24 protein-coding genes are annotated in these 22,487 nt (G+C 60.5%); 6 read left to right on the top strand and 18 right to left on the bottom strand.

The window, feature by feature from the left end:
- The 9 genes from SVU69_05040 to SVU69_05000 form a co-directional block, all read right to left on the bottom strand.
- Positions 1 to 453 (bottom strand): glycosyltransferase (locus SVU69_05040; protein ID MDY6942362.1); only part of this gene is annotated, 453 nt, incomplete at its 3' end.
- Positions 450 to 863: a 6-carboxytetrahydropterin synthase gene (locus SVU69_05035; GenBank protein ID MDY6942361.1), complete on the bottom strand. Its 414-nt coding sequence runs from the start codon at positions 861 to 863 to the stop codon at positions 450 to 452. The genes SVU69_05035 and SVU69_05040, both read right to left, overlap by 4 nt.
- Positions 864 to 869: 6 nt before the next feature.
- The gene (locus SVU69_05030) at positions 870 to 1,871 is read right to left on the bottom strand and encodes a zinc-binding alcohol dehydrogenase (GenBank protein MDY6942360.1); all 1,002 of its coding nucleotides are present in this window, start codon (positions 1,869 to 1,871) and stop codon (positions 870 to 872) included.
- Positions 1,855 to 2,784 carry a RibD family protein gene (locus tag SVU69_05025; GenBank protein MDY6942359.1) on the bottom strand — a complete coding sequence of 310 codons (930 nt, stop codon included), beginning with the start codon at positions 2,782 to 2,784 and terminating at the stop codon, positions 1,855 to 1,857. Before SVU69_05025 ends, SVU69_05030 begins: the two co-directional genes overlap by 17 nt.
- An 83-nt stretch (positions 2,785 to 2,867) precedes the next feature.
- Positions 2,868 to 3,713: a hypothetical protein gene (locus SVU69_05020; GenBank protein MDY6942358.1), complete on the bottom strand. Its 846-nt coding sequence runs from the start codon at positions 3,711 to 3,713 to the stop codon at positions 2,868 to 2,870.
- 124 nt (positions 3,714 to 3,837) lie between these two features.
- Positions 3,838 to 4,344 (bottom strand): DoxX family protein, encoded by a 507-nt coding sequence (locus SVU69_05015; GenBank protein ID MDY6942357.1) that lies wholly within the window; start codon positions 4,342 to 4,344, stop codon positions 3,838 to 3,840.
- A 26-nt stretch (positions 4,345 to 4,370) separates the two neighbouring features.
- A complete protein-coding gene (locus tag SVU69_05010; protein ID MDY6942356.1) occupies positions 4,371 to 5,132 on the bottom strand; it encodes a putative DNA-binding domain-containing protein in 762 nt (253 codons plus the stop codon).
- Complete coding sequence (locus SVU69_05005) at positions 5,125 to 5,979, bottom strand: DUF692 domain-containing protein (protein ID MDY6942355.1); 855 nt, start codon at positions 5,977 to 5,979, stop codon at positions 5,125 to 5,127. The genes SVU69_05010 and SVU69_05005 overlap by 8 nt, the downstream gene beginning before the upstream one ends.
- A 41-nt stretch (positions 5,980 to 6,020) precedes the next feature.
- Positions 6,021 to 6,293: a hypothetical protein gene (locus SVU69_05000; protein MDY6942354.1), complete on the bottom strand. Its 273-nt coding sequence runs from the start codon at positions 6,291 to 6,293 to the stop codon at positions 6,021 to 6,023.
- Between the two features lie 206 nt (positions 6,294 to 6,499).
- Here SVU69_05000 and SVU69_04995 point away from each other — a divergent pair, with 206 nt between their 5' ends.
- From SVU69_04995 to SVU69_04975, 5 genes are all read left to right on the top strand, one after another.
- A complete protein-coding gene (locus SVU69_04995; protein ID MDY6942353.1) occupies positions 6,500 to 7,078 on the top strand; it encodes a sigma-70 family RNA polymerase sigma factor in 579 nt (192 codons plus the stop codon).
- Complete coding sequence (locus SVU69_04990; GenBank protein MDY6942352.1) at positions 7,075 to 7,770, top strand: DUF3379 family protein; 696 nt, start codon at positions 7,075 to 7,077, stop codon at positions 7,768 to 7,770. Before SVU69_04995 ends, SVU69_04990 begins: the two co-directional genes overlap by 4 nt.
- A gap of 63 nt (positions 7,771 to 7,833) precedes the next feature.
- Positions 7,834 to 8,301 carry an FxsA family protein gene (locus SVU69_04985; protein ID MDY6942351.1) on the top strand — a complete coding sequence of 156 codons (468 nt, stop codon included), beginning with the start codon at positions 7,834 to 7,836 and terminating at the stop codon, positions 8,299 to 8,301.
- 66 nt (positions 8,302 to 8,367) lie between these two features.
- Complete coding sequence (gene purE, locus SVU69_04980) at positions 8,368 to 8,862, top strand: 5-(carboxyamino)imidazole ribonucleotide mutase (protein MDY6942350.1); 495 nt, start codon at positions 8,368 to 8,370, stop codon at positions 8,860 to 8,862.
- Positions 8,859 to 9,971: a 5-(carboxyamino)imidazole ribonucleotide synthase gene (locus SVU69_04975; GenBank protein ID MDY6942349.1), complete on the top strand. Its 1,113-nt coding sequence runs from the start codon at positions 8,859 to 8,861 to the stop codon at positions 9,969 to 9,971. The genes purE and SVU69_04975 overlap by 4 nt, the downstream gene beginning before the upstream one ends.
- Here SVU69_04975 and SVU69_04970 read toward each other — a convergent pair.
- Entirely contained in the window at positions 9,964 to 10,827 is an 864-nt protein-coding gene (locus tag SVU69_04970) for a hotdog fold thioesterase (GenBank protein ID MDY6942348.1), read from the bottom strand. The genes SVU69_04975 and SVU69_04970 overlap by 8 nt on opposite strands.
- Positions 10,828 to 10,946: 119 nt before the next feature.
- On the opposite strand from SVU69_04970, the gene SVU69_04965 reads away from it, so the two are divergent.
- Positions 10,947 to 11,897, top strand: a complete 951-nt coding sequence (locus SVU69_04965; protein ID MDY6942347.1) for a ChaN family lipoprotein — start codon at positions 10,947 to 10,949, stop codon at positions 11,895 to 11,897.
- On the opposite strand, the gene SVU69_04960 is transcribed toward SVU69_04965, so the two are convergent.
- From SVU69_04960 to yidC, 8 genes are all read right to left on the bottom strand, one after another.
- A complete protein-coding gene (locus SVU69_04960; GenBank protein MDY6942346.1) occupies positions 11,894 to 12,904 on the bottom strand; it encodes an oligopeptide/dipeptide ABC transporter ATP-binding protein in 1,011 nt (336 codons plus the stop codon). The genes SVU69_04965 and SVU69_04960 overlap by 4 nt on opposite strands.
- Positions 12,894 to 13,862: an oligopeptide/dipeptide ABC transporter ATP-binding protein gene (locus SVU69_04955; protein ID MDY6942345.1), complete on the bottom strand. Its 969-nt coding sequence runs from the start codon at positions 13,860 to 13,862 to the stop codon at positions 12,894 to 12,896. Before SVU69_04955 ends, SVU69_04960 begins: the two co-directional genes overlap by 11 nt.
- 2 nt (positions 13,863 to 13,864) lie before the next feature.
- Positions 13,865 to 14,773, bottom strand: coding sequence for an ABC transporter permease subunit (locus tag SVU69_04950; protein MDY6942344.1), 909 nt, complete (start codon positions 14,771 to 14,773; stop codon positions 13,865 to 13,867).
- A complete protein-coding gene (oppB, locus tag SVU69_04945; GenBank protein ID MDY6942343.1) occupies positions 14,769 to 15,686 on the bottom strand; it encodes an oligopeptide ABC transporter permease OppB in 918 nt (305 codons plus the stop codon). The genes SVU69_04950 and oppB overlap by 5 nt, the downstream gene beginning before the upstream one ends.
- Positions 15,687 to 15,713: 27 nt before the next feature.
- Entirely contained in the window at positions 15,714 to 17,360 is a 1,647-nt protein-coding gene (locus tag SVU69_04940) for a peptide ABC transporter substrate-binding protein (protein ID MDY6942342.1), read from the bottom strand.
- A 125-nt stretch (positions 17,361 to 17,485) separates the two neighbouring features.
- A complete protein-coding gene (mnmG, locus tag SVU69_04935) occupies positions 17,486 to 19,351 on the bottom strand; it encodes a tRNA uridine-5-carboxymethylaminomethyl(34) synthesis enzyme MnmG (GenBank protein ID MDY6942341.1) in 1,866 nt (621 codons plus the stop codon).
- A 75-nt stretch (positions 19,352 to 19,426) separates the two neighbouring features.
- The gene (gene mnmE / locus SVU69_04930) at positions 19,427 to 20,794 is read right to left on the bottom strand and encodes a tRNA uridine-5-carboxymethylaminomethyl(34) synthesis GTPase MnmE (protein MDY6942340.1); all 1,368 of its coding nucleotides are present in this window, start codon (positions 20,792 to 20,794) and stop codon (positions 19,427 to 19,429) included.
- A gap of 7 nt (positions 20,795 to 20,801) precedes the next feature.
- Entirely contained in the window at positions 20,802 to 22,472 is a 1,671-nt protein-coding gene (gene yidC / locus SVU69_04925) for a membrane protein insertase YidC (GenBank protein MDY6942339.1), read from the bottom strand.
- Positions 22,473 to 22,487 lie beyond the last annotated feature (15 nt).

Here is a 22,487-nt window from a genome sequence, read left to right as displayed (position 1 = left end):
CACCACCCGGACACGAGCACCATCGTAGCCCCGGCCCACCAACGCCTGGCGGGTGGATTCACTGGTGCAAATCACGCCATCCAACTGTGCCAGTGCTCGCCGCTCAAGGGCGTCCAATTGGCGGGCAGCGGCAGCGGTCAGACCGGTCTCGAGTGCCAGCGGATGGTGAATCAGGCCAACTACACTGTCTCGCCGCGGGCGACGGGGCAAAGCATCGGTGAACGCTGGCAAAGCCAAGCCGTCGATCACCAAACAACCGCCGGATTCCAAGCGGGCCAGGATTCGGCGGGCGCTCTGCCGCGCCGCGTCATCCGGCAGCGGGAAGGCGCCGGCCATCTCATGCACGTGTAGATCATGCCCCATCGCGCGAAGACCATGGACCATCTCGCGGTCATACAAATATCCGCCGGTCCGCTGTTCAAGAGGGCCCGGCACCGCGAAGTGAACCGTCATCGATCCAGGACCAGAGACCCTTCATAGGTCGCCCAGGCGGTAGGTGACTCCCGCAGCGTCACCCGCAACCCGTGAAGCCGGTTGAGCGCTTCCTTGCCCAACGCACCGGTGAGAATCTCCGCTTTCAAATCCTCGAACACGGCCAAGGCCAAATACTCGGTGGTGGTGTTTTGGCCGGCAAAGCGGGGCATCTCGTCCAGGTTTCGATAGTTGAGCGGGGAAAGCACACGGCTGAGCAACTCGCCGGCCTGACCGATGTCAACGATCAAACCATCCTCATCCAATCGATCGGTCAGGAAGCTCGCTTCGACCGCGTAAGTGGCCCCGTGCAATGCCTGAGCGGGACCGAACACCGCACCGCGGAAACTGTGGGCGATCATGAAATGTTGGCTCACGGTCAAGCTAAACATGGCAATTCAATCCGGTTCTAGGGAATGGAACGATTCGGCGTAATCCAGCACTTGGCAGAGCGCGGGCTGCTCACCACAAGCGCGGGCCATCGCCTCCGGCGCCCGAGCAAACGGCATGGCCGGTTCAAGCAACACATCCAGGCGCGGATCGGCCAACAGGGCCAGGGCCAAGCGCAGCCGGCGCGCCCGGGACCAACGGGCCCGCCGGCTGGCTGATACATGCCCCACCTGGGATGAGAGCAATTGCAAGCGCTTGGCGTGGAATTCCTGTCCCAACGGCAGCTCCACGGCCCGATTGCCGTACCAACTGAGCTCCACCACCCGACCTTCGAAGCCGCACAGACCCAGCGCCAAACGCAGTCCGTCCGGCTGACCGCTGGCATGGAACACCAGGTCGGCGTCGCCGTCGGCTTGTCCCGGCTCGGCAAATGACAACCCCAAGGCCTCCGCCACCGCCCGCCGCTGGGGTTGACGATCGATAAGTTGTACGCGGGCGCCCGCCAAGGAGGCCGCCAAATACGCCGTCAGACAGCCGACCACCCCCGCGCCCACCACCCGAATCTCATCGCCGATGCGGGGCTCTCCGTCCCACAGCGCGTTGATGGCCGTTTCCATGTTGGCAGCCAGTACCGCGCGCTGCGGCGGCACCTGGGCCGGCAGTGGGTGCACCGCCTCGGCGGGTACTTCGAACCAGTCCTGATGGGGGTGCAGGCAAAACACCCAATCGTGCGGTACCTCAGGATCGAGCACCCGGCCTACCGCCGAATAGCCGTATTTGACGGGACTTGGAAAATCACCCGTTTGAAAAGGGCAGCGCATGCGGGCGTACTCGCTCTGCGGTATACGGCCGTGAAACACCAACCGCTCAGTCCCGCGGCTGATGCCACTGTAGCGCGTCCGTACCCGGACCCCGCCGGGCTCCCCGATTCGGGCCGGTTCGGTGCGCAAAGCCACCTCGGCGGGACCGGTCACCCACAGGGCCGTGGCCGATTCAAGCAACGCCGACATCGCGCATCTCCATGTCAAACAGCACGTCCGGACCCTGAATAAAATGCCGGGCTACCGGTCGCAGCGATTGTCGCAAACTGGAGATGGTCTGCAGATTGATACCCTGCCGGCCGGAGCCGATGATCACCGGCGCCACCGTCACGTGCAGTCGGTCGAGACAGCCCTGCGCCAGAAAGCGCGAGACCGTCACGCCACCACCCTCCACCATCAGCCGAAACAAGCCACGCTCGGCCAATGACTTGACCAAACTGGCCAAGCGCAAGCCGTCGCCCTGCCGGGGGATACGGATCACCTCGCGCTCGGGCAACGGTAACCGGCGGGCGTCGAAAACAGCGTCTTCAGCGCAGCACAGCAGCGTTTCGGCCGCGTGGTCCTGAAACAACCCGAAACGGGGATTGAGCGTGCAGTTGGTATCGATCACCACCCGAACGGGGTTGGTGCCATCGCAGCGCCGCACCGTCAGACGGGGATCGTCATGGTGCACGGTACCCGCGCCCACAATCACCGCATCGCACAGGGCGCGCAGGCGATGGACGTGGTCGAGATTCTCAGTGCCGGTAATGAATTGGGACTCACCGGTGGTGGTGGCAATACGCCCGTCCAGGCTTTGCCCCAGATGGGCAACCACGTGCGAACGACCCGGCTTCGAGCTCACCAGCGGCAGATACAAATCCAGCATCCGGGCCGCCGGCTCCTCTACCGGCAGGGCGGCATCCCACTGCCCGTTCCGGTGAACCCGCAACACCGTGCCAGCGAAATGGGTTGGTGCCCGCTGCATGCGACCGTCTGTCGAGGTCAGACTCAGGGTATCGTCCGCATCGCTGCGTGCGAAACCGACACACGCCGCCTGCACGGCCTGCCAAGCGAGTATCGCGTCGATTCGGTTCACCATCCTTCGCGGCATATTGTGCATGATCGCAACTCCCTTGCCCGAGTCCGCGTTCGCTTGACCGGTATGGGTCAAATGCGGCACCCATCTTGACCATGCGTTCAATCTTAGATGGACGGCCGCCAGATGTGAACGCCAAAGATAGGCATGGGCGGCCACAACACCAAAGCGGCCACCAGTAACCACAACATAGCGGCGAGCACAACGGGGGATGCGTCGCGGTTCTCACCCCTGATCCAACCGGCCTGAAACAGCATCCAGGGCAGGGCGGCGAACCACAGCGGGAAAACCACCGAAACGTTTCCCTGCCGCCAGAATACCGCGGCCAACATCAGCACCACGCTCCCCATGGCCAGGACGTAATCGGGACCGGCCACGGCATTACGCCCCATCGCCGACCGGAGCAAGGCCGGCCCCGCACTCGCCGCCAATGCGACCAATGAAAGTAACGCCCACGGAGACTCGCCAAGCTTTACGGCGGCGAGTGCCAAGGCCGCGGCCCCAACGAAAGGTCCCAAGGTTCCCACCACGGCCCGATCAAGCAACAGCCCCCAAAGCATTGCCACGGCCGCTAGGGCCATCAGCAGTCCGTAACCCACCGCCGCATACTCAAACGGAGTCCCGCCCGCCAGCACGGTGACATAAGCCACACCCACCGATCCGCCCAAGGCAAAGACCAACCGGGCCTTTCGGGACAATGGCAAGTCGAACAGCCTCACGTAAACCAAGCCGCCGGCGGCGCACAGAACCAGAACGGCCAGGACCGCCTCAAGCATACTAGGACGGTCCCACTGCCAGTTAAGAATCCGGCCCCAACTCAGCAGCAACGCCAGCACGGCGCCGCTGCCCCACCACGGTAAGCGCATGGCTAGCAGCAACGCCCCAATGCCCATCGACAACAGAAACGGCAAGAACAGCGCATCGAACACGGGCGTATTCAAATAGTCCAGCATCGGGTTTGCTCACATCGGAATAGGAGGGAGCGGCGGCTCCCTCCGGGTTCGGAAGGTATTCTAGGCTGCGACGGACGCCGGCGACAGGGCGGCGCGGCCGAGAGATACCCGGCCGCGCAAGATCTCAAATGCGGTTGGCGAAATACTTGCGGATGAGATGATCCAAACTGAGTTTACCGGCGCCGAAAAAACCCAACGGGACAAACATCACCAGAAAAATCAACGGCAGACGATAATTGCCGAAGCCCTTGTTGGTGATGACGTAACCTTTCAGGAAATCCGCTAGCCCCGTCCACTGATCGGGGAAATGAACCGCGTACGCCGCAACGAAAGTCACCACCATGAGCGTTGCGGTTACAAAACGCGTGCCCAGGCCCAGTACCAATGCGATCCCGCCGATGACCTCGGCCCACAGGGCGAGCTGCCAGCTCAGCGAGGTGGGCAGTACATTAAAGGGGAATGGAAAATCGTCTTGGATCCGGGCAAACCAATTCTGCCCCCGATACTTCATCATCCCCGCACTGTAGAACTCCCAGCCCAGGATCAGCCGAATACCGAGCAGTCCCAGGTAGGCACCGAACCGCTCTAGTTGTTCCGTCACCGCAAAATAGAACGCGATCAACCGGTCCATATCCACTCCAAGCATTTTGTTGTTCGTTAGGTTTTGGCGCCGAGAATGACATCCCGACGGCGCAGGTCGGCGAGAATGTCCCCGCCGGCCTGCATCACCGACGACGGATCGGCATGACCCAATTCCTGCGCCAAGCGCGCGAGCAATTGTTCGCCGGTGAGCGCCGCCTCGTTCATGAGTTCCAGCAGGCGGGCCGTCACGGCATTGATCTCCAAAAAACGAACCGTGTCGTCAAGATCGCGCCAGACCACGAGAAATGTCGGCGCCTCCGGTGGATCAGCGGGCTGATAGTCTTTACCAATCCGGTGCACCGGCCAGGTGTATTGCAAGGTCCAGCTGAGGGGCGAGACGATGGGAACGGCTGCTATCAGATCGCCATCAGCGTCGATAGACGCCCAATCCGGTTCCGCATCGGAGGTGGACAAGGCCAACTCGGACCACTCGTAGTGCGCCAACTCAAGCAGGAAAGGGGGGTCGGCCGGGTCGGGTTCCCGACCCGCCATGAGGTAATCCAGAAATTCTTTGGGAATCTCCCGAAACAGCGGCGTGGCCGGCCGATAGTTAGCGAAGAAATCCCGCACGATGCCGTGCCAGCGAGCATCGTCGGTCAGTTGCCGGATCACCGGAAAGGCGTTGGCCACGAACCGCTCGAAGTTACGGTAGAAAAGCTCACGATAAACCGCCATTCGGCGCGCTTCGACATCCGTCGGCGCGGCGGCGTTTTCGGGATCCCGAATATGGGCCGCGAAATCCCGTTGGCTGCGGTGCAGGTCGTGCAAATCAGCCATTGACCACCTGCCCCATACGATCCTGAACGCGCCGAATCATGCGCACTTCGTTCACCAGTTCATTGAACGGCGGAATGTTGAAATCCCGCTCCAACAAGGTAGGGAACACCCCGAAGCGATCATAGGCATGGGCCAACAGATCCCACACCGGATCGCACACGTCGTTGCCATGGGTATCGATGCGAAGATCCGGCGCTTCTTCGTGGTGCCCGGCGATATGCCCGTAGGCAATCCGATGCCCGGGTAAGGCATCGATGAATCCGACCGGATCGTAACCGTGGTTCACGGAATTGACATAGACGTTGTTCACATCGAGCAGCAGGTCACAATCGGCCTGTGCCAAAACGGCGTTGAGAAACTCGATCTCGGCCATCTCCTGGCCGGGCGCGGCGTAGTACGAGACATTCTCGATCGCGATCCGCTCGCCCAGAATATCCTGGACGCGGCCGATTCGCCCCGCGACGTAGTCCACGGCCGCATCGGTGAACGGAATCGGCATCAGATCGTAGAGCTGGCCACCATCGGTGCAGTAGCTCAGGTGTTCGCTGTAGCAACGGATCCGGTGCTCACGCATGAACGCGCCGACCTGCCGCACCAGATCCTCATTGAGCGGATCGGGTCCTCCCAGAGACAACGACAGCCCATGACACACAAAGGGCCAGCGCTCGGTAATAGCCCGAAAACGTTTGGCCAAACGCCCACCCAGGCCGATCCAGTTCTCCGGCACCGCTTCCAGGAAACTGATTTCCCCAGGCTCGGTTTCGGCAAGGTCGGCCAGGATGGCCCGGCGCAGGCCAAGGCCTGCGCCGTGTAACGATTGGCTCAGTGGATTTACTTGATTTGCCATCACGTCAAACCATCGCTAACAGGACAGCTGTCCTGACCGTCTTAACCGACGATGTTGCCACCACAGCTGCCTTCGCCGCAGCTGCCCTCACCACAACTGCCTTCCGGCTTTTTGTCGTCCTCACCGCAGCTGCCTTCGCCGCAACTGCCTTCACCGCAGCTCCCCTCGGTACCGGCGACCTGATACCCCTTGCTCAGCTCGTTAACCGAAAAGGGATTGTCACTGGCCGTGGCCACAACCTGTGTTGACAGCGTGCCGACGAACAAGGCGCCGAGGGCGAGAGCAGCAGGTTTGACGTACTTTTTGTCCGACATGACGGAAATCTCCTGATAAGTTTCAATTTCGGATGTTGGGTTATACTCCACCCGCGAGCCGGGCATTCGGACCCAACCCTCGTCGAGTATAGCCTTCGGGACATTGGACCGGGACGATGCCGAACTGCTTGCGGATCGATTGTGTTCTGCCCGCACCCGTATGCCGACAACGACACCCGTATGCCTGGCAATAGACCGAGGTCGTCATGAAATCCTTACAGCCACGACGTGAAAGCAAATCGACGGTCGAACGGTCTGGCAAGGATATGAACGACAAACAACGCGGCTTTGAACTGATCGTTAAAGCGTACAGCGACGATATGTATCGATTCGCGTATTGGCTCTGCGGGGATCAGCATCAGGCGCACGACTTGGTGCAGGAAACGTTCCTGCGGGCGTGGCGGTCCATTGATAAGCTTCGCGACGCCAAAGCAGTCAAGGCTTGGTTATTCACCACCTTGCGGCGGGAGAACGCCCGCTTGTACGAACGCAAGCGGTTCGACACCACCGACATCGACGAAATGGAACTGGCCGACGGTTTCACCCCGGAGCCGATGGAAGCGGCGAATCTGGCACAGATTCGCGGCCACCTCCTCGATCTGCCCCCTGACTATCGTGAACCCTTGGTGCTACAGGTCTTGTTTGGGCACTCGGTGGCGGAAATCGCCGAGCTACTGGAATTGAGTGACAGTGCCGTCATGACCCGGCTTTTTCGCGCGCGACAAAAACTCATGGCCCGCCTCGAAGATCAAAATTCCCGTACTGCCCGGGAGGTTTCGCCATGAACTGCATAGAATTCCGCCGAAATGTATTAACCCATCCTGCCGAGCTGAACGCCGAGTGCAGAACGCACCGCGATACGTGCCCGCCCTGCGCGGCTTACGCGGAACGGGTCATACACATGGACCGACAGCTCCATGACGCCTTCGCCGTCAACGCACCGAAAGAGCTGGTGGCCGATATCCTGGTAGCCCAGCATCTCGGCGAGCGCCGTTCGCGTTGGGATATCCGCTGGTTTGCCCTTGCAGCCTCGGTGTTGCTGGCAGCCACCCTACTGTTCACACAATGGCCCCAAACAGACGCCTTCAGCCAACAGATCGCCGAACATCTCTCAGCCGATCCGCTGCATCTGGTGGCCCAATCCACCACCGACCGGGCGGCCGTCGCGCAGATGGTCGCGGACATGGGCGGCCAACTCCAACCCGACCGTATGCCGGCGCCCATCCATGCGACCGGTTGCGTGATCACGGGGAAAAAAGGCCTGCACCTGGTGCTCCAAGGTCGACACGGTTTGGTCACCGCCTTCTTGTTGCCGGCGCACCCGAGCCGAGAGGCTCCCGCCACGCTTCACCTCGGGCAGCAGGAAGGCACTGTATTGCCCGCGCAGCGCGGCGTGATCGTGGTTGTGGGCGAGCCGAATGAACCCCTCGATGCCATCGGTCATCAGCTCGATGAGGCCATCGTCTGGGGAATCTAGACGGTCCGTCGCGCAACGAACTCATCGTTGCCAACATCAGCTCAGGCACGCTAGGGTGAATCCATGAGCCCCTTCGCCCGTTTGTTTCTGCTGTTCGCGCTGGTGCCGTTGGTCGAACTCTACCTGCTCATCCAGGTGGGGCTGAGAATCGGTGCCGTGCCCACCATCTTGTTGGTGTTGATCACCGCCTCGGTGGGTGCGGCCATGATGCGGCACCAAGGGCTGCAGACCTGGGCCCAAGTTCAAACGGCGACGGCCCGCGGCGAATTACCTGCGGTGCCGCTGCTGGAAGGCCTGTGCCTGCTCGTCGCCGGCGCCTTATTGCTGACTCCGGGCTTTTTCACCGACACGCTAGGTTTCCTGTTACTGGTCCCGGAACTCCGGCGGCGCTTGATCCGGCGCTATCTGCATCGGCTCGACGCCCATATGCGCGCTGCTACCGGAACCGGCCCCAGGGGCCGACAACCGCCGCGGGGTGATCGCGGCGGTCGGATCATCGAAGGGGAGTTCGAGCATCGCGACCGCGATTGAGCGCTCTGCTGCCCGGATGCACGCCGGACGTGTGATGGCCCGCTTGGCCTGATAAAATCGCCCGCTATGAATGCCTTGGTCGGTTTAATCATGGGCTCCCGCTCCGACTGGAGCACCCTGGAACATACAGCCAATACCCTCGAACAATTGCAGATTCCGTTCGAGAGTCGGGTTGTATCGGCCCACCGAACACCGGACTTATTATTCGAGTATGCGGGTAGCGCCCGGGACCGCGGTCTGGAAGTCATCATTGCCGGAGCTGGCGGGGCCGCCCATCTACCCGGCATGGTGGCAGCCAAAACGCCGTTGCCGGTGCTCGGGATACCGGTGGAGTCGCACAGTCTCAAAGGTATGGATTCGCTGCTGTCCATCGTGCAAATGCCCGCCGGTATCCCGGTGGGAACGCTGGCCATCGGTCGGGCCGGCGCCGTCAATGGCGCCCTGTTGGCGGCGGCCATTCTGGCCAGCAAGTATCCGGCCATCCGCGCCGCCCTGGACCGATTCCGCCAAGATCAAACCGAGCGCGTGCTCGCCCATCCGAGCCCCGAGGCCGAGCAATGAAAATCGGCATTTTGGGTGGTGGCCAGCTTGCACAAATGCTGGCCCTGGCGGGATTTCCCTTGGGGCAGCGCTGCGTCGCGCTGGATCCCAAGGCCGATGCCCCCGCCGGACAATTGGTCCCGCTGATTGTCGCCGATTACGACGACCGGGCGGCTTTGGACCAACTCGCCGCGCAGGTGGACGTGGTCACCTTCGATTTCGAAAACGTGCCGGTGGAGTCCGCTCGCTATCTGTCCACCCGCCTGCCCTGTTTCCCGCCCCACTTGGCGCTTGAGAAATCCCAAGATCGTTTGGCCGAGAAATCGCTCTTCACGGACTTGGACATTCCCACGGCACCCTATTTCCCCGTGGACACCCGCGAGGATCTCACTGAGGGCGTGGCAGCCCTCGGCCTGCCAGCCCTGCTCAAAACCCGCCGCTTCGGCTATGACGGCAAAGGTCAGTTTCTACTTCGCGAGGCCGCCGATTTGGACCGGGCCTGGACCGAACTGGGCGGCCAGGCTTTGCTGCTGGAAGGTTTTGTTCAATTCGAACGGGAACTGTCCATCATTGCCGTGCGCGGACGCGACGGCCAGACCGCCTTCTACCCTTTGAGCGAAAATCAGCATTCCGGGGGCATCCTGCGGGTTTCTCGTGCCCCTTATCGTGCGCCCGAGCTGGAAACCCAAGCCCAAAGTTACATGGACCGACTCCTGAATGTGCTGGATTACGTGGGGGTACTGGCACTGGAATGTTTTGTTTGCAAAGACGGGTTGCTGGCCAACGAATTCGCGCCACGGGTACACAACTCGGGGCATTGGACCATCGAGGGCGCCCGCACCAGCCAGTTCGAAAACCATCTGCGGGCCATCGCCGGTCTACCCCTCGGCGATCCCAGCGCCCGGGGTGATAGCGTGATGTTCAACTGTATCGGTAAAGAGCCGCCGCTGGCACAGGTCGCAGCCGTTCCCGGCGCCCACATCCATCGCTATGGCAAGGCCGCCCGGCCCGGCCGCAAGCTCGGCCACATCACCCTCACCGGCCAGGACCCGGCTGAACTCCGGGAACGGGAGGCACAGCTGGCCGCACTGATACCCACTGATTCGGCAGATCCGTCCGCGATCAGCTGAGCACAATGCGATAGCAAACGGTCCCTTCGGCCACCGCCCGACCGGTTTCGGCGCCCACCACTAACACGCGGCTCAGGAACATCTCATCACGCTCCCACTGTGCCTGTGCCAGCGCGGTCAACGCCTCGTCCGACCCACCGGAGGCGAAGAAGCTCACGTTGATCGCCGGCGTGGAAGCCCGCTTTGCACCGGCGGCTAAGGAAGCCCAAGCCGCCATGGCCCCAGCGGTGTCGATTAAAGCGGCCACCGCGCCATCGTGCAGCTGGCCTTTTCCGTCGCCGATCTCGTCGCGATAAGGAAGCGTGAGCTTCGCCCGCCCGGCGGCCATGTGCTCAATGGCAATTCCCAAATGGCCGATAAAACCGGAGCCGGTGAGCAGCTTGCCCATGGCGCTGGATTGGTTATCGCCTTCCACGAATTCTCCCGGCCGAACCTCGACGGGATCGATGGCGTAGTGCGGGGCCGTTTGCGCGATACGAACAATCACCTGTCCGACCGCGAGCGGCTCTTCATCGGTGGTCAAAACGTGAACATCAACGAAAACAATGCCTTTGCCAGTTTTCACCACCCGCCCCTCCGCCACCACGGCTTGTTGCACGGCCGCGGCCAGATAGTGCACGTTTTGATTGACGACTTGCACCTGGGCAGCCTGAACGTCGGGTACCGTTTGCAGCACCGCCTCACGCGCGGCCAAATTAATGAGTGAAGCGGAAACACCGCCATGCAAGGCACCACCCATGTTGGAATTCTGCGCCCGATAGGGCAGATGAAGGCGGATGCCGCGCTCACTCACGGCAAGTCCCTCCACCCCGAGCCAGTCACGATACGGAACCCTGACTACGCCATCTTGCGTCATCCTCGTCTCCTTACTTGCGCGCGGAACCTCGATCCGTCCCGGTCCGCGGATGGGCGTTTTGATTCATCAGAACTTCCGGCCTGCACGCCGGCAAGTCTCCATCAGCGTAGACTAGAGACATGAGTACGCAATGGAAACGTGTTCTTGCCCTGGTGGTGATGTTGATCGTGGAATCGACGGGCTATGCAGCGGCCAGTGAACCGAAGATCTGGGATACCCGGGAAGGTCGATGGATCACAGAGACTGATCTTCATGCGCGCTTGGCCACGGCACCTTTGATCGTGTTGGGTGAAATCCATGACCACCCCGTCCATCATCGAATCCAAACGCGCCTGATCGAAGGGCTGGCAAGGCAAGGTCCACCGCGCACGCTGTTACTGGAAATGCTCACCACGGAAGAACAGCCCGCGCTGGCGAACTACCTGCGTGAACACCCGACCGATGCCGGTGCGCTCGGTGCCGAGGTGCAGTGGGAGGAGCGGGGCTGGCCGGACTGGTCACTGTATCGCCCGGTGGTTCAGGCAGCGCTGGATGCCCGAATGCCGCTGGCTCCCGCGGATCTTCCCCGGGGGATCATCAAACAAGTCGCCAAAGACGGAATCGACGTGCTAGCACCTGAGGTGCAGGCGGAACTGGCCATTGAAACAGCGTTTCCGGCCCCGCTGGAGGACGCGCTCGCGGCGCTACTCTCGGCGGCACATTGCGATGCCCTCCCCCCAACAGCCTTACCTGGCATGGTCGCCGCGCAGCACGTCCGAGATGCCTATATGGCCCGACAACTGCTGACCCGCGCCACGGCTGGCGGTGGCGTTTTGCTGACCGGCAACGGTCACCTGGACCGGCGCTGGGGTGTTCCGGCATTCGTCCGGCGACAAGCGGATGACACCGAGGTCACCACCGTGGCCTTGATCGAAACCGCCGCGGAAGACCCGGCCCCGGCTCTTTCGGCGTCCTCCGGTTATGATTTCATCTGGTTTACCGAGCCACGACATCGGGCGGAAGATCCCTGCGCCGCGTTTCGGGCGATGCAGACCACCGGGCCCGGCAACGCCCTGACCGAGAAGCGCTAAGAGGCCAGTGTGGGGACCGACTCACCGATTTCCTCGGCAAAGTGGCAGGCCACCCGATGGCCGGGTATCAACTCACGCAGGGGCGGGGCGGTCTCGGCACATTGAGACCGGGCATAGGTGCATCGAGTGCGGAACCGGCAACCGCTCGGCGGGTTAATGGGAGAGGGTAGATCGCCTTCCAGGGCCGGCGGGCGAACACGCGCCATCTCGGGATCCGGCAAGGGAATGGACTGAATCAGCGCCTGCGTATAAGGATGCGCCGGCTGGGAAAACAGGGCATCCCGGTCCGCCAGCTCCACCACGCGACCGAGATACATGACCATGATTCGCTGGCTGATATGACGAACCACCGACAGATCGTGCGCGATGAACAGCAAGGTCAGAGACATCTCCGCCTGCAAATCCTGCAAGAGATTGACGATCTGCGCCTGAATAGACACATCCAGAGCCGATACCGGTTCATCGCAGATCAATAGTTTGGGCCCCAGAATCAGCGCCCTCGCGATACCGATGCGCTGGCACTGCCCGCCGGAGAACTCATGGGGATAGCCATTCAGGTGGCGCTCGGACAAGCCCACACGCTCCAAGGTTTTCACCACCTCACGCCGGGTCGCGTCACGTCCGAGATCGGGCCTGAATGTCCACAGCGGCTCGGCCACAATCTGCCCCACCGTCATCCGGGGATTCAAGGACGCCAGCGGATCCTGAAATATGATCTGGGCTTTCTGCCGAAGCCGGTGCTTGGCAGTTTTGGATAATCCGGTGATGGACTCACCTTCCAACAACACCTCGCCGCTGCTGACCGGCAGCAAACCCAAGATTCCACGTGCCAGGGTGGATTTTCCGCATCCCGATTCGCCAACGATGCCCAGCGTTTCGCCTACGCCAACCTCGAAGCTCAGCCCGTCGACGGCCCGAAGATACGGCCGCTCACCAAACAGGCTTGGTCGCGGACAGGGGAAATGGACCGCCAGATCGCGGACTTCCAGCAGTGGACTATCGTTCATGGGATTCCAACGCGAGATGGCAGCGCTTGAAATGACCGGGCTGCGGCTCGGTCAGCGCCGGAATCTGGCGATCGCAAATCGCGACCCGATGGCGACAGCGCGGGTGGAAGGGGCAACCGCTGGGCAAGGCGCGGGGATCGGGCGGTTGGCCCGGAATGGTCAGCAAACGCTCCCCGACACTGCTCAGGCGAGGCAGCGAATCCAACAAACCCATGGTGTACGGGTGGCGGGTATCGCCGAATACCTCGTGAACACTTCCGGACTCCACTGCTTCGCCGGCATACATCACCAATAGCCGGTCGCACAATCCGGCCACCACACCCAAATCGTGGGTGATCAGGATGATGGCCGTGTTGAACTCGGTGCGAAGATCTCGCAACAACTCTACGATTTGTGCCTGGACTGTCACGTCCAGTGCCGTGGTCGGTTCGTCTGCAATCAATAGCTGCGGCCGACACAGCAAGCCCATGGCGATCATCACCCGTTGCCGCATCCCCCCCGAAAACTCGTGGGGATATTGATCGATCCGGCAGATCCCTTCGGGGATGCGCACGGCATCGAGCATGCGCAACACTTCCTGGCGGGCCACGGCGCGGGACACGCCCTTGTGTCGGGTCAACACCTCGGCCATTTGTTGCCCTACCGTCAGATAGGGATTGAGGGACGTCATGGGGTCCTGAAACACCATGGCAATCCGCGAGCCCCGCAACCGGTTAAGATCGGAAACGGGCATGCCGAGCAACTCCTCGCCCGCGAAGCGCACCGATCCGCTGGCCTGAGCATTGTCGGCCAGTAATCCCATCATGCTGAGTACCGACTGGCTCTTACCAGAGCCGGATTCACCGACGATTCCCAGGGTTTCGCCTTGATCCAGAGTAAAACTGAGATTTCGAACCGCCGGCACGGCGCCGTCGGGCGTGCCAAAAGTCACGCTGAGATCTTGTACGTCCAAAAGCACCGCTAGCGGTCCTTGGGATCCAGGGCATCTCGCAGCCCGTCGCCGATAAAATTAAAACAAAACAAGGTCAGTGCCAGAAACAGCGCCGGGAACACGAGCAGCCATGGTGCGGTTTCCATCTGCTGTGCGCCGTCATTGACCAGCGCTCCCCAGCTGGTTTGGGGCTCTTGAACGCCAAGACCGAGAAAAGACAAAAACGACTCCACCAATATCACTTGGGGGATGGTCAGCGTCACATAAACCACCACCACCCCCAGGAGGTTGGGAATGACATGGCGACGTAAAATATCGAAACTGGAAACACCATAAGCCTGCGCCGCTTCGACAAATTCGCGCTGTTTCAAACTCAAGGTCTGACCGCGGACGATGCGGGCCATATCCAACCAGTTGATGGCGCCGATGGCGGCGAAAATGAGCAAAATGTTGCGGCCGAAGATGACCATCAGCAAGATGACGAAAAACATAAACGGCATGGCGTAGAGAATATCCACGATCCGCATCATGATGCTATCCACCCGGCCACCCAGGTAACCGGCCGTGGCGCCGTAGCTGATGCCGATGATCAAACTGACCAAGGTCGCCGCCACACCGACCAACAATGATATCCGCCCGCCGTACAAGGTCCGGGCAAACAAATCGCGTCCCAAAAAATCGGTTCCAAAGATATGGCCCGAGGTCAAAGACGGTGTCAGCAGAATCGCGTCCCAATCGCTGGTCTCGTAATCGTAGGGACTGAGCCACGGTCCGATGGTAACCAGAATCGCGAGTGTCATGAGGATTGCCAAACTCACCATGGCGGCGCGATTGGCCCGCAGGCGGCGCCCGGCGTCGACCCAAAGGCTGCGGCCCTTCACGGGATGCCCTTCGAGTGCTGATGGAACGGATACGTTGGACTGTGACACGAACTTAATACCTGACCCGTGGATCCAGCACCGCATAGAGCAAATCCACGAAAAAGTTGAACAGAATGATCAGCGTGCCATAGAAAACGACCACCCCCATCACCAGGGTATAATCGCGGTTCAATGCACCCTGGACGAAGTAGCGCCCGATCCCCGGAATACCGAAGATGCTCTCGATGACGACCGAGCCGGTAATGACGCCGGCCATGGCGGGTCCGAGGTAGGAGACCACGGGCAACAGGGCCGGTTTCATCGCGTGGCGGAAAATAACCAGCCAAGTCGGCAAGCCTTTGGCATGTGCGGTACGAATGTAGTTGCTGCGCAATACTTCAATCATGCTCCCCCGCATCAAACGCGCGATGTAGGCCACCATCGGCAGTGCCAAGGCCACGACCGGCAACACCAAACTGGCCCAGCCCTGGTCCAGCCCGCCGGCAGGTAGCCAGCCCAGGCCGACGGCGAAAAACAGAATCAGCAAGGGCGCCACGACAAAGTTGGGGATGGAAATACCGGTCATGGACAGCGCCATCACACCATAATCGGTCGGACGGTTTTGCCGCAGGGCGGCCGAAATACCGGCACTTAAGCCGAGCAACAAGGCCAACGCCATGGCCAACGCCCCCAACCGCAGGGAGACCGGGAAGCCCTGGGCAATCAGTTCGTTAACAGTGTAATCGGCATACTTGAACGACGGTCCCAAGTCGCCACGCAACAAATCACCCAAGTAGCGCAGGTATTGTTGCCAAAGCGGTTCATCCAGATGGTACTTGGCGGCCAGATTGGCTTCGATCTCGGGGGGGAGATTTTTCTCGATATCGAACGGCCCGCCAGGCGCAACGCGAATGAGAAAAAATGCGAGGGTGACCAAGACCCAGAGCGTCGGCAATGCCCCGAAAAAGCGCGCAAGACTATAACGTAACAGCGCTGGTTCCTCCGAAATGTGACCCGTTTATAACCCGACGGGGCGCCGAATGATGAGATCTTTGGTGTAGTGATGATTCATGATGTTCGGTACGTAACCCTCAACCCAGGGCTTGATCAAGGTCTTACTGACATAGAAGAACAAGGGAATCACCGGATGATCTGCCAGCAGCCGCGACTCCGCTTGCGCCATGAGCCGATTACGCGCCTCACCGTCGGGTAGTTGAGAGATTGCTGCCAACAAAGCATCGTAGTCCAGGTTATCGTAGCCCGAGTCATTGATCCCGTGTTGGGAATGCATCAATTCCAGGAAGGTATAGGGATCGGGGTAGTCGCCAATCCAGCCCGCGCGGAAAACCTCGGTGACTTGTTTCTGCTTACGGTTCTGCAGGAAGACCTTCCACTCCTCATTGAACAAGGTCGTTTGAACGCCAAGGGCTTGTTTCCACATCTGGGAGATCGCCACCGCGATTTTGCGATGATCCTCCAAGGTGTTGTAGCGAATCTCCACCCGCAACGGGTTGTCCGCCGAGTATCCGGCCTCCGCGTACAGCCGACGGGCCTCGGTGATACGCTCCTCCTGGGTCCATTCGGCGTAGTCCAGCTGCTGCTGCTCGTATCCGGGCAACCCCGGCGGTACCCAGCCATAAGCCGGGATTTCACCCGCACCGGTGATTTTTTCGGCCAGAACCGTCCGATCGATGGCCATGGACAAGGCCCGCCGCAGCTTCTCCGCGCCAGCGAACGGCGGACGGGTGAGATTAAACCCATAGTAGTAGGTGCCCAGATACGGGTTGACGTGCAGCTGGGAGCCCAAGTGCTCTTTGGCCCACGGGAACTGTGCCGTGGGCACCCCCCCCCAATCCAACTCACCGGCACGATAGCGTTTGAATTCGGCCGAGGCGTCTTCAATCGGGTAGTAACGAACCTCGTCGATATGGGTGTTGGCGTTGTCCCAATAGTAGGGATTGCGACGTAGCGTAATGTGGGATTGCACCACCGCTTCAGCCAAGCTGTAAGCGCCGTTGGAGACCATATGTCCGGGCCGGGCGAACCGTTCGCCGTACGCCTTCAGCGACGACCGATGAATAGGATAGGTCGTGGAGTGAGTGAGTAGACCCAGAAAATAAGGCGTGGGGGCTTTGAGCTGGATTCTCAGCGTATGGGCATCCAGGGCATCAACCGCCAAGGCCCGAGGCGCTAGATCGCCGGCGAGAATGGCTTCGGCATTGAGGATGGGCGCCAGAATCAACCCGTAATTGGAACCCGTGGCGGGGTCGACACTTCGCCGCATACCCGCCACGAAGTCAGCGGCAACCACCGGGTCACCATTGGACCAATGCGCGGTCGGGCGCAGATTGAAAATGTAGGTTTTCCCATCGGCACTGATATCCCAGGACTCTGCCACGCCCGGGATGGGTCCCCCATCTGAGCCGGTCAAGACCAAACCTTCGTACAAATCGCGGAGAATATTGGATGAGGACACATCTTCAGCGCGATGGGGATCCAAGGTCTGGGGTTCGGCCCCGTTGCCTTTGCGCAGGACGGTCAGACCCCGCTCGATCAGCGGACCTTGTTTCTGAGTGTCGACTGGATCGTCGCTCGAACACCCTGTCAGCATCAGTGAGAACAGCAGGATGCCTAGGAGTGTGATCATGTTCCGGTTGTTAATCATGGCTTCGGCCTTTCCTTTGCCCTAGCAGCCAGCACGCAGTGGTACAAGCGCGTGCCCTCGTTGCGATTATTAAATAGTATGACTCGGTCGAGATGGCCCCAACGACAACCGCCCCGGTCTGACAACTAGGCCGACCGCTTCAGGTGCACCAGCAGCAACGAGATGGCCGCCGGGGTAACACCCGATATTCGTGCCGCCTGACCCACCGTGCTCGGCCGAACGTTGGCGAGCTTCTGGCGCACTTCATTCGAAAGCCCACTGACGCGTTGGTAATCCAAGGTTTCCGGCAAGAGCGTTTGCTCGTGTTCCCGTTGCCGCGCGATCTCTCGCTTTTGCCGATCGATGTAACCAGCGTACTTTGCCTGGATCGTAACCTGATCCGCCACCGGGCCAACCACCGGCGTTAATCCGACCAGATCCATCAAGCCGGCGTAATCCACATCCGGCCGCTTTAAAAGCTCGCTGGCACGCTGCTCCCGGGTCAGCGCTGTTCCGAGCACCCGTGCTGCATCCGGTTGCGAGAGCTCCTCGGGCCGGATCCAGGTTTGTTCCAACCGTTGCAGTTCGGCGGCAATAGCGTCCCGCTTGCGGGCGTAGTGATCCCAACGCTCGGCGGGAACCAATCCCAGCTCACGGCCGATTTCCGTCAGCCGGAGATCGGCGTTGTCCTCACGCAGTAGCAAGCGATACTCGGCACGACTGGTAAACATCCGGTAGGGCTCTACCGTACCGCAGGTCACCAGATCATCGATCAGGACGCCAATATAGGCTTGATCGCGGCGCGGCGTCCAAGCCGGCTCGCCCAAAACGCGCCTGGCGGCGTTCAAGCCAGCGATCAGGCCTTGCGCCGCGGCTTCTTCGTAGCCCGTGGTTCCGTTGATCTGACCAGCGAAAAAGAGATTGGGCAAACACTGAGTTTCCAGCGAGTGCTTAAGCCCTCGCGGATCGAAATAATCGTATTCGATCGCATACCCTGGACGGGTAAGACGCGCCTGTTCTAAGCCAGCCATCGACCGCACGAGGGCATACTGAATGTCGAACGGCAAACTGGTTGAAATGCCGTTGGGGTAGACCTCCGTGGTGTTGAGACCCTCCGGCTCCAGGAATACCTGGTGGGAGGTCTTCTCGGCGAAGCGCATCACTTTGTCTTCAACCGACGGGCAGTAACGAGGACCGACCCCTTCGATCTGCCCGGTGTACATGGGTGAACGATCCAAACCGCCCCGAATAATCTCGTGGGTGCGCTCGTTAGTGTGGGTAATGTGACACGGAATCTGGCCCGGATGCTCAGATGGCGTACCCAGGAACGAAAACACCGGTAAGGGGTCATCACCCGGTTGCCGTTGCAGACGATCATAATCGATGCTCCGGCCGTCGATTCTCGGCGGGGTGCCGGTCTTCAACCGGCCTACGCCCAGCGGCATTTCCCGCAAGCGTGCGGCCAATGCGTTGGCTGGGGGATCGCCGGCTCGCCCGCCCTCGTGATTCGATAAGCCGACGTGAATTCGGCCGCCGAGGAAGGTGCCGACCGTCAAAACCACCGCCTGGGCCCGAAACGTCAAGCCCAACTGGGTCACCACGCCGCAGACGGCTCCCTGCTCAACCAGCAGGTCGTCAACCGCTTGCTGGAACAGCGTCAAATTCGGCTCTCGCTCCAACACCTCGCGCACGGCGGACTTATACAGCACCCGGTCCGCTTGGCAACGGGTCGCCCGCACCGCCGGGCCCTTGCGCGCATTAAGAATACGGAAATGGATGCCGGCACGATCGGCCGCTCGGGCCATCAGTCCGCCGAGGGCATCAATTTCCTTGACCAAGTGGCCCTTGCCGATACCCCCGATGGCGGGATTGCAGCTCATTTGCCCGAGGGTTTCGATATTGTGGGTCAGCAGCAGCACGCGCACCCCCATACGGGCTGCGGCCAGGGCCGCTTCCGTGCCAGCATGGCCGCCACCGACAACGATGACATCAAAAGTATCGGGATACGACATAACGGTACTTAATCTGTTTCTAAAACAAGAAATTGTATGATTTTTCCCGTATCAGACCAAGCCCGAGACAGGGTTTCACTTGCCGATACAAAAACTGGAGAAAATTTTTCCCAGCAGATCATCACTGGTGACCTTGCCGGTGATCTCTCCCAAATGCTGCTGCGCAAGCTTCAACTCTTCGGCCACTAATTCACCCGCCGCTGCGGTGTCCAGCTGGCGACGACCGGCAATCAAATGGCGGCGAGCCCGCGCCAGGGCATCCATGTGTCTTCGGCGAGCGGAGAAAATTCCGGCATCAGAACCGCCCTTACCCACCACCGACCGAAGTTCCTGCCGCAACACCTCGAGCCCCGCGCCGCTTCGGGCCGAGACGCCGAGAACCTGTCGGTTAGCAGCGAAGCCGGACACCGGACCCGGGGGGGTCCCGGTCAAATCGATTTTGTTTCGAACCCATAGCATCGGGGAGCCATCCGGGATCGTCACCGCCATTTCTGCCAAGTAGTCGACCGGATCGCCCGCATCCAGCCGATCATCGGTCACCCACAATAAGGCATCAGCACTGGCCGCGGCGCTGCGGGCACGACGAATCCCTTCCCGCTCGATTTGGTCATCACTGGCTCGCAGACCGGCAGTATCGACCACATGCACCGGCATGCCGTCGATGAGAATCTGGGTTTTCAGCACATCCCGGGTGGTACCGGGAATATCGCTGACGATGGCGGTTTCTTCACCCGCCAAGCGATTGAGTAAACTGGATTTACCGGCATTGGGCGGACCCGCGATGACCACGGTCATGCCCTCGCTCAGCAAACGCCCCTGGTCGGCCGTCGCCATGAGCGCGTCGATCCGTGTGATTAGATCTGCAATCCGCCCGGCGACATCCCCCGAGGAGAGGAAGTCGATCTCCTCATCCGGGAAATCCAACGCCGCTTCGGTGTAAGCGCGAAGCTCGGTCAAGGCCTCAACCAGACTGTCCACACGGTGGGAGAATTCACCCCGCAGCGAAGCCCCTGCGGCGCGGACGGCAGCCACCGAACCGCTGGCGATCAAATCGGCCACTGCCTCAGCCTGGGTCAGATCTAACTTGCCATTCAAAAACGCCCGCTCCGAGAATTCGCCCGGGCGTGCCGCGCGCGCCCCCAATCCGAGACAGCGCGCGAGCAAAAGATCCATCACCACAGGACCACCGTGGCCCTGAAACTCCACGACGTGCTCGCCGGTAAACGAGTGCGGTGCGGGAAAATACAGGATGAGTCCTTCATCGATGGGCACTCCCGCCGCATCGACAAACCGAGCAAACTTGGCCTGACGCGCGTCAGGCAACGAGCCTGCCATGGTACGGGCTATTTCCGGCGCCTGGGGACCGGACAGTCGGACGATACCTACGGCGCCGAAACCCGGTGGCGTAGCCACCGCGGCAATCGTGTCCCGAACGTAGGTCACACGGACCTCAAGTGGCAGGTTGGGTCTTTCCGGTCTCCGCATCCACTTTTCGGGTGATATACCACTGTTGAATAATGCTGAGAACGTTGTTGACCAACCAATAAAGCACCAAGCCGGATGGGAAAAGCGCGAAGAATACGGTGAGTCCCACTGGCATAAACATCATCACCCGTTGCTGGATGGGATCCATCGTCGCCTGGGCAGCACTGAGCTTCTGTTGAGCCCACATGCTGACGCCGAACAGAATCGGCAAGACATAGTACGGATCAGGGTTGGACAGATCATCGACCCATAAAAGGAAAGGTGCCTGACGCAACTCCACGCTCTCTGACAGCACCCAATAGAGCGAGATAAACACCGGCATTTGAACCAAAAGCGGTAGACACCCGCCCAGGGGATTGAATTTCTCTTTGCGATACAACTCCATCATCGCTTCGTTGAGCTTTTGACGATCGTCCCCGAAGCGTTCCCGTAACGCCTGAATACGGGGTGCGAACTGGCGCATTTTAGCCATGGAGCGGTATTGGGATTCCGACAGCTTGTAGAAGGCGAGCTTAATCACGAAGGTCAGAATAATAATGGACAAACCCCAGTTACCAACCAGCGCGTGGAACCAGGAAAGCACCAAAAATAGTGGCTGGGCAATAATGGTGAATATGCCGTAGTCGACGGTCAACTCTAAGCCAGGTGCGATATCGCCCAAGGCATCTTGTGCTTTTGGCCCGGCATAGACCCGATTGCCGAAACTGATGGTCCCGCCAGGTTCCACGCTTTCGGTGGAACTGACAAAGCCCATCAAATAACGGTTGCCGGATAGCGTCTTGCCATAGTAGCGGTTGACGATTTCCGGTGGAGGGATCACGGCGGCGACAAAATAGTGTTGCAGCATGGCAGCCCAACCACCGGTGATTTCAGTGTCCAGTGCCTCTTCGTCCAGGTCGCCGAAATCCAGCTTGTGGTACTTGCCATCGTAATAGGCACCGCCGACATAGCTTTGGGGCATGAAAAAGCTGCCCCCCTTGGATTCCGCATCACTGCGTTGCAGCTGGCTATAGGGACGGCCTTGCCACGTGGCTTGGGTGCCGTTCTCTACTTGATAGGTCAAATCGACGTCGTAGCGGCCGCGGTGCAACACGTAGGTCTTGGTAATCTTCACGCCGCTGGCCGACTCCCAGGTCAGCGGTACCACTAGGGAATCGGCACCGTCGACCAAGCGATAGCTTGCCTGGTCAATGGAGAAATCCGCCAAATGGTCCGGCGCCATCCCTTCGGCCGCGAGAATTCCGCTTTGGGCCACAAAGAACCGACCGTTGCCGTCAGCCAACAATTCGACGGGCTCGGCAACTTCACCCAAAGATTGGGGATACTGGAGCAATTGAACGGATCGTAAATCGCCGCCGCGGGTATCGATCTCCACGCGAAGCACATCCGTCTCCGCCACGATGCGATGACCGCTGGTGAGTGCGGGGGCTGTCATTGCGGAAGCTGGCGGGGCCGCTCCGCCAACCGTCGCCTGGGGACGATCGTCGGTTTCCACCGAACCGGGCGAGGTTGTGGCGATGGGCGGGGAGGCAGGTTGACTGATCTCGGTTGGCGCAAAGTCTTCTTGCCAGGCTTGCCACAGCAAGAAACCGAGAAAAATCAATGCTGCCAAAAGCAGGAAGCGCACATTTTCCATGAGTACCCTCGAATG

This window comes from Pseudomonadota bacterium, from assembly GCA_034189865.1.
Lineage (GTDB): Bacteria > Pseudomonadota > Gammaproteobacteria > UBA5335 > UBA5335 > JAXHTV01.
The sequence above is the reverse complement of the archived record's forward strand: the minus strand, read 5'-3'. Positions and strand labels throughout refer to the sequence as shown.

What these genes read in the sequence shown, in the direction of transcription:
- purE (MDY6942350.1), top strand. Translation starts at nt 8,368, where the DNA reads ATGAATGCCTTGGTCGGTTTAATCATGGGCTCCCGCTCCGACTGGAGC.
- SVU69_05025 (MDY6942359.1), bottom strand. Translation starts at nt 2,784, where the DNA reads ATGCACAATATGCCGCGAAGGATGGTGAACCGAATCGACGCGATACTC.
- SVU69_04995 (MDY6942353.1), top strand. Translation starts at nt 6,500, where the DNA reads ATGAAATCCTTACAGCCACGACGTGAAAGCAAATCGACGGTCGAACGG.
- SVU69_05015 (MDY6942357.1), bottom strand. Translation starts at nt 4,344, where the DNA reads ATGGACCGGTTGATCGCGTTCTATTTTGCGGTGACGGAACAACTAGAG.
- SVU69_05020 (MDY6942358.1), bottom strand. Translation starts at nt 3,713, where the DNA reads ATGCTGGACTATTTGAATACGCCCGTGTTCGATGCGCTGTTCTTGCCG.
- yidC (MDY6942339.1), bottom strand. Translation starts at nt 22,472, where the DNA reads ATGGAAAATGTGCGCTTCCTGCTTTTGGCAGCATTGATTTTTCTCGGT.
- SVU69_05005 (MDY6942355.1), bottom strand. Translation starts at nt 5,979, where the DNA reads ATGGCAAATCAAGTAAATCCACTGAGCCAATCGTTACACGGCGCAGGC.
- SVU69_05010 (MDY6942356.1), bottom strand. Translation starts at nt 5,132, where the DNA reads ATGGCTGATTTGCACGACCTGCACCGCAGCCAACGGGATTTCGCGGCC.
- SVU69_04975 (MDY6942349.1), top strand. Translation starts at nt 8,859, where the DNA reads ATGAAAATCGGCATTTTGGGTGGTGGCCAGCTTGCACAAATGCTGGCC.
- SVU69_04985 (MDY6942351.1), top strand. Translation starts at nt 7,834, where the DNA reads ATGAGCCCCTTCGCCCGTTTGTTTCTGCTGTTCGCGCTGGTGCCGTTG.
- SVU69_04990 (MDY6942352.1), top strand. Translation starts at nt 7,075, where the DNA reads ATGAACTGCATAGAATTCCGCCGAAATGTATTAACCCATCCTGCCGAG.
- SVU69_04940 (MDY6942342.1), bottom strand. Translation starts at nt 17,360, where the DNA reads ATGATTAACAACCGGAACATGATCACACTCCTAGGCATCCTGCTGTTC.
- SVU69_05030 (MDY6942360.1), bottom strand. Translation starts at nt 1,871, where the DNA reads ATGTCGGCGTTGCTTGAATCGGCCACGGCCCTGTGGGTGACCGGTCCC.
- SVU69_04965 (MDY6942347.1), top strand. Translation starts at nt 10,947, where the DNA reads ATGAGTACGCAATGGAAACGTGTTCTTGCCCTGGTGGTGATGTTGATC.
- SVU69_04970 (MDY6942348.1), bottom strand. Translation starts at nt 10,827, where the DNA reads ATGACGCAAGATGGCGTAGTCAGGGTTCCGTATCGTGACTGGCTCGGG.
- SVU69_05000 (MDY6942354.1), bottom strand. Translation starts at nt 6,293, where the DNA reads ATGTCGGACAAAAAGTACGTCAAACCTGCTGCTCTCGCCCTCGGCGCC.
- mnmG (MDY6942341.1), bottom strand. Translation starts at nt 19,351, where the DNA reads ATGTCGTATCCCGATACTTTTGATGTCATCGTTGTCGGTGGCGGCCAT.
- SVU69_04960 (MDY6942346.1), bottom strand. Translation starts at nt 12,904, where the DNA reads ATGAACGATAGTCCACTGCTGGAAGTCCGCGATCTGGCGGTCCATTTC.
- SVU69_05035 (MDY6942361.1), bottom strand. Translation starts at nt 863, where the DNA reads ATGTTTAGCTTGACCGTGAGCCAACATTTCATGATCGCCCACAGTTTC.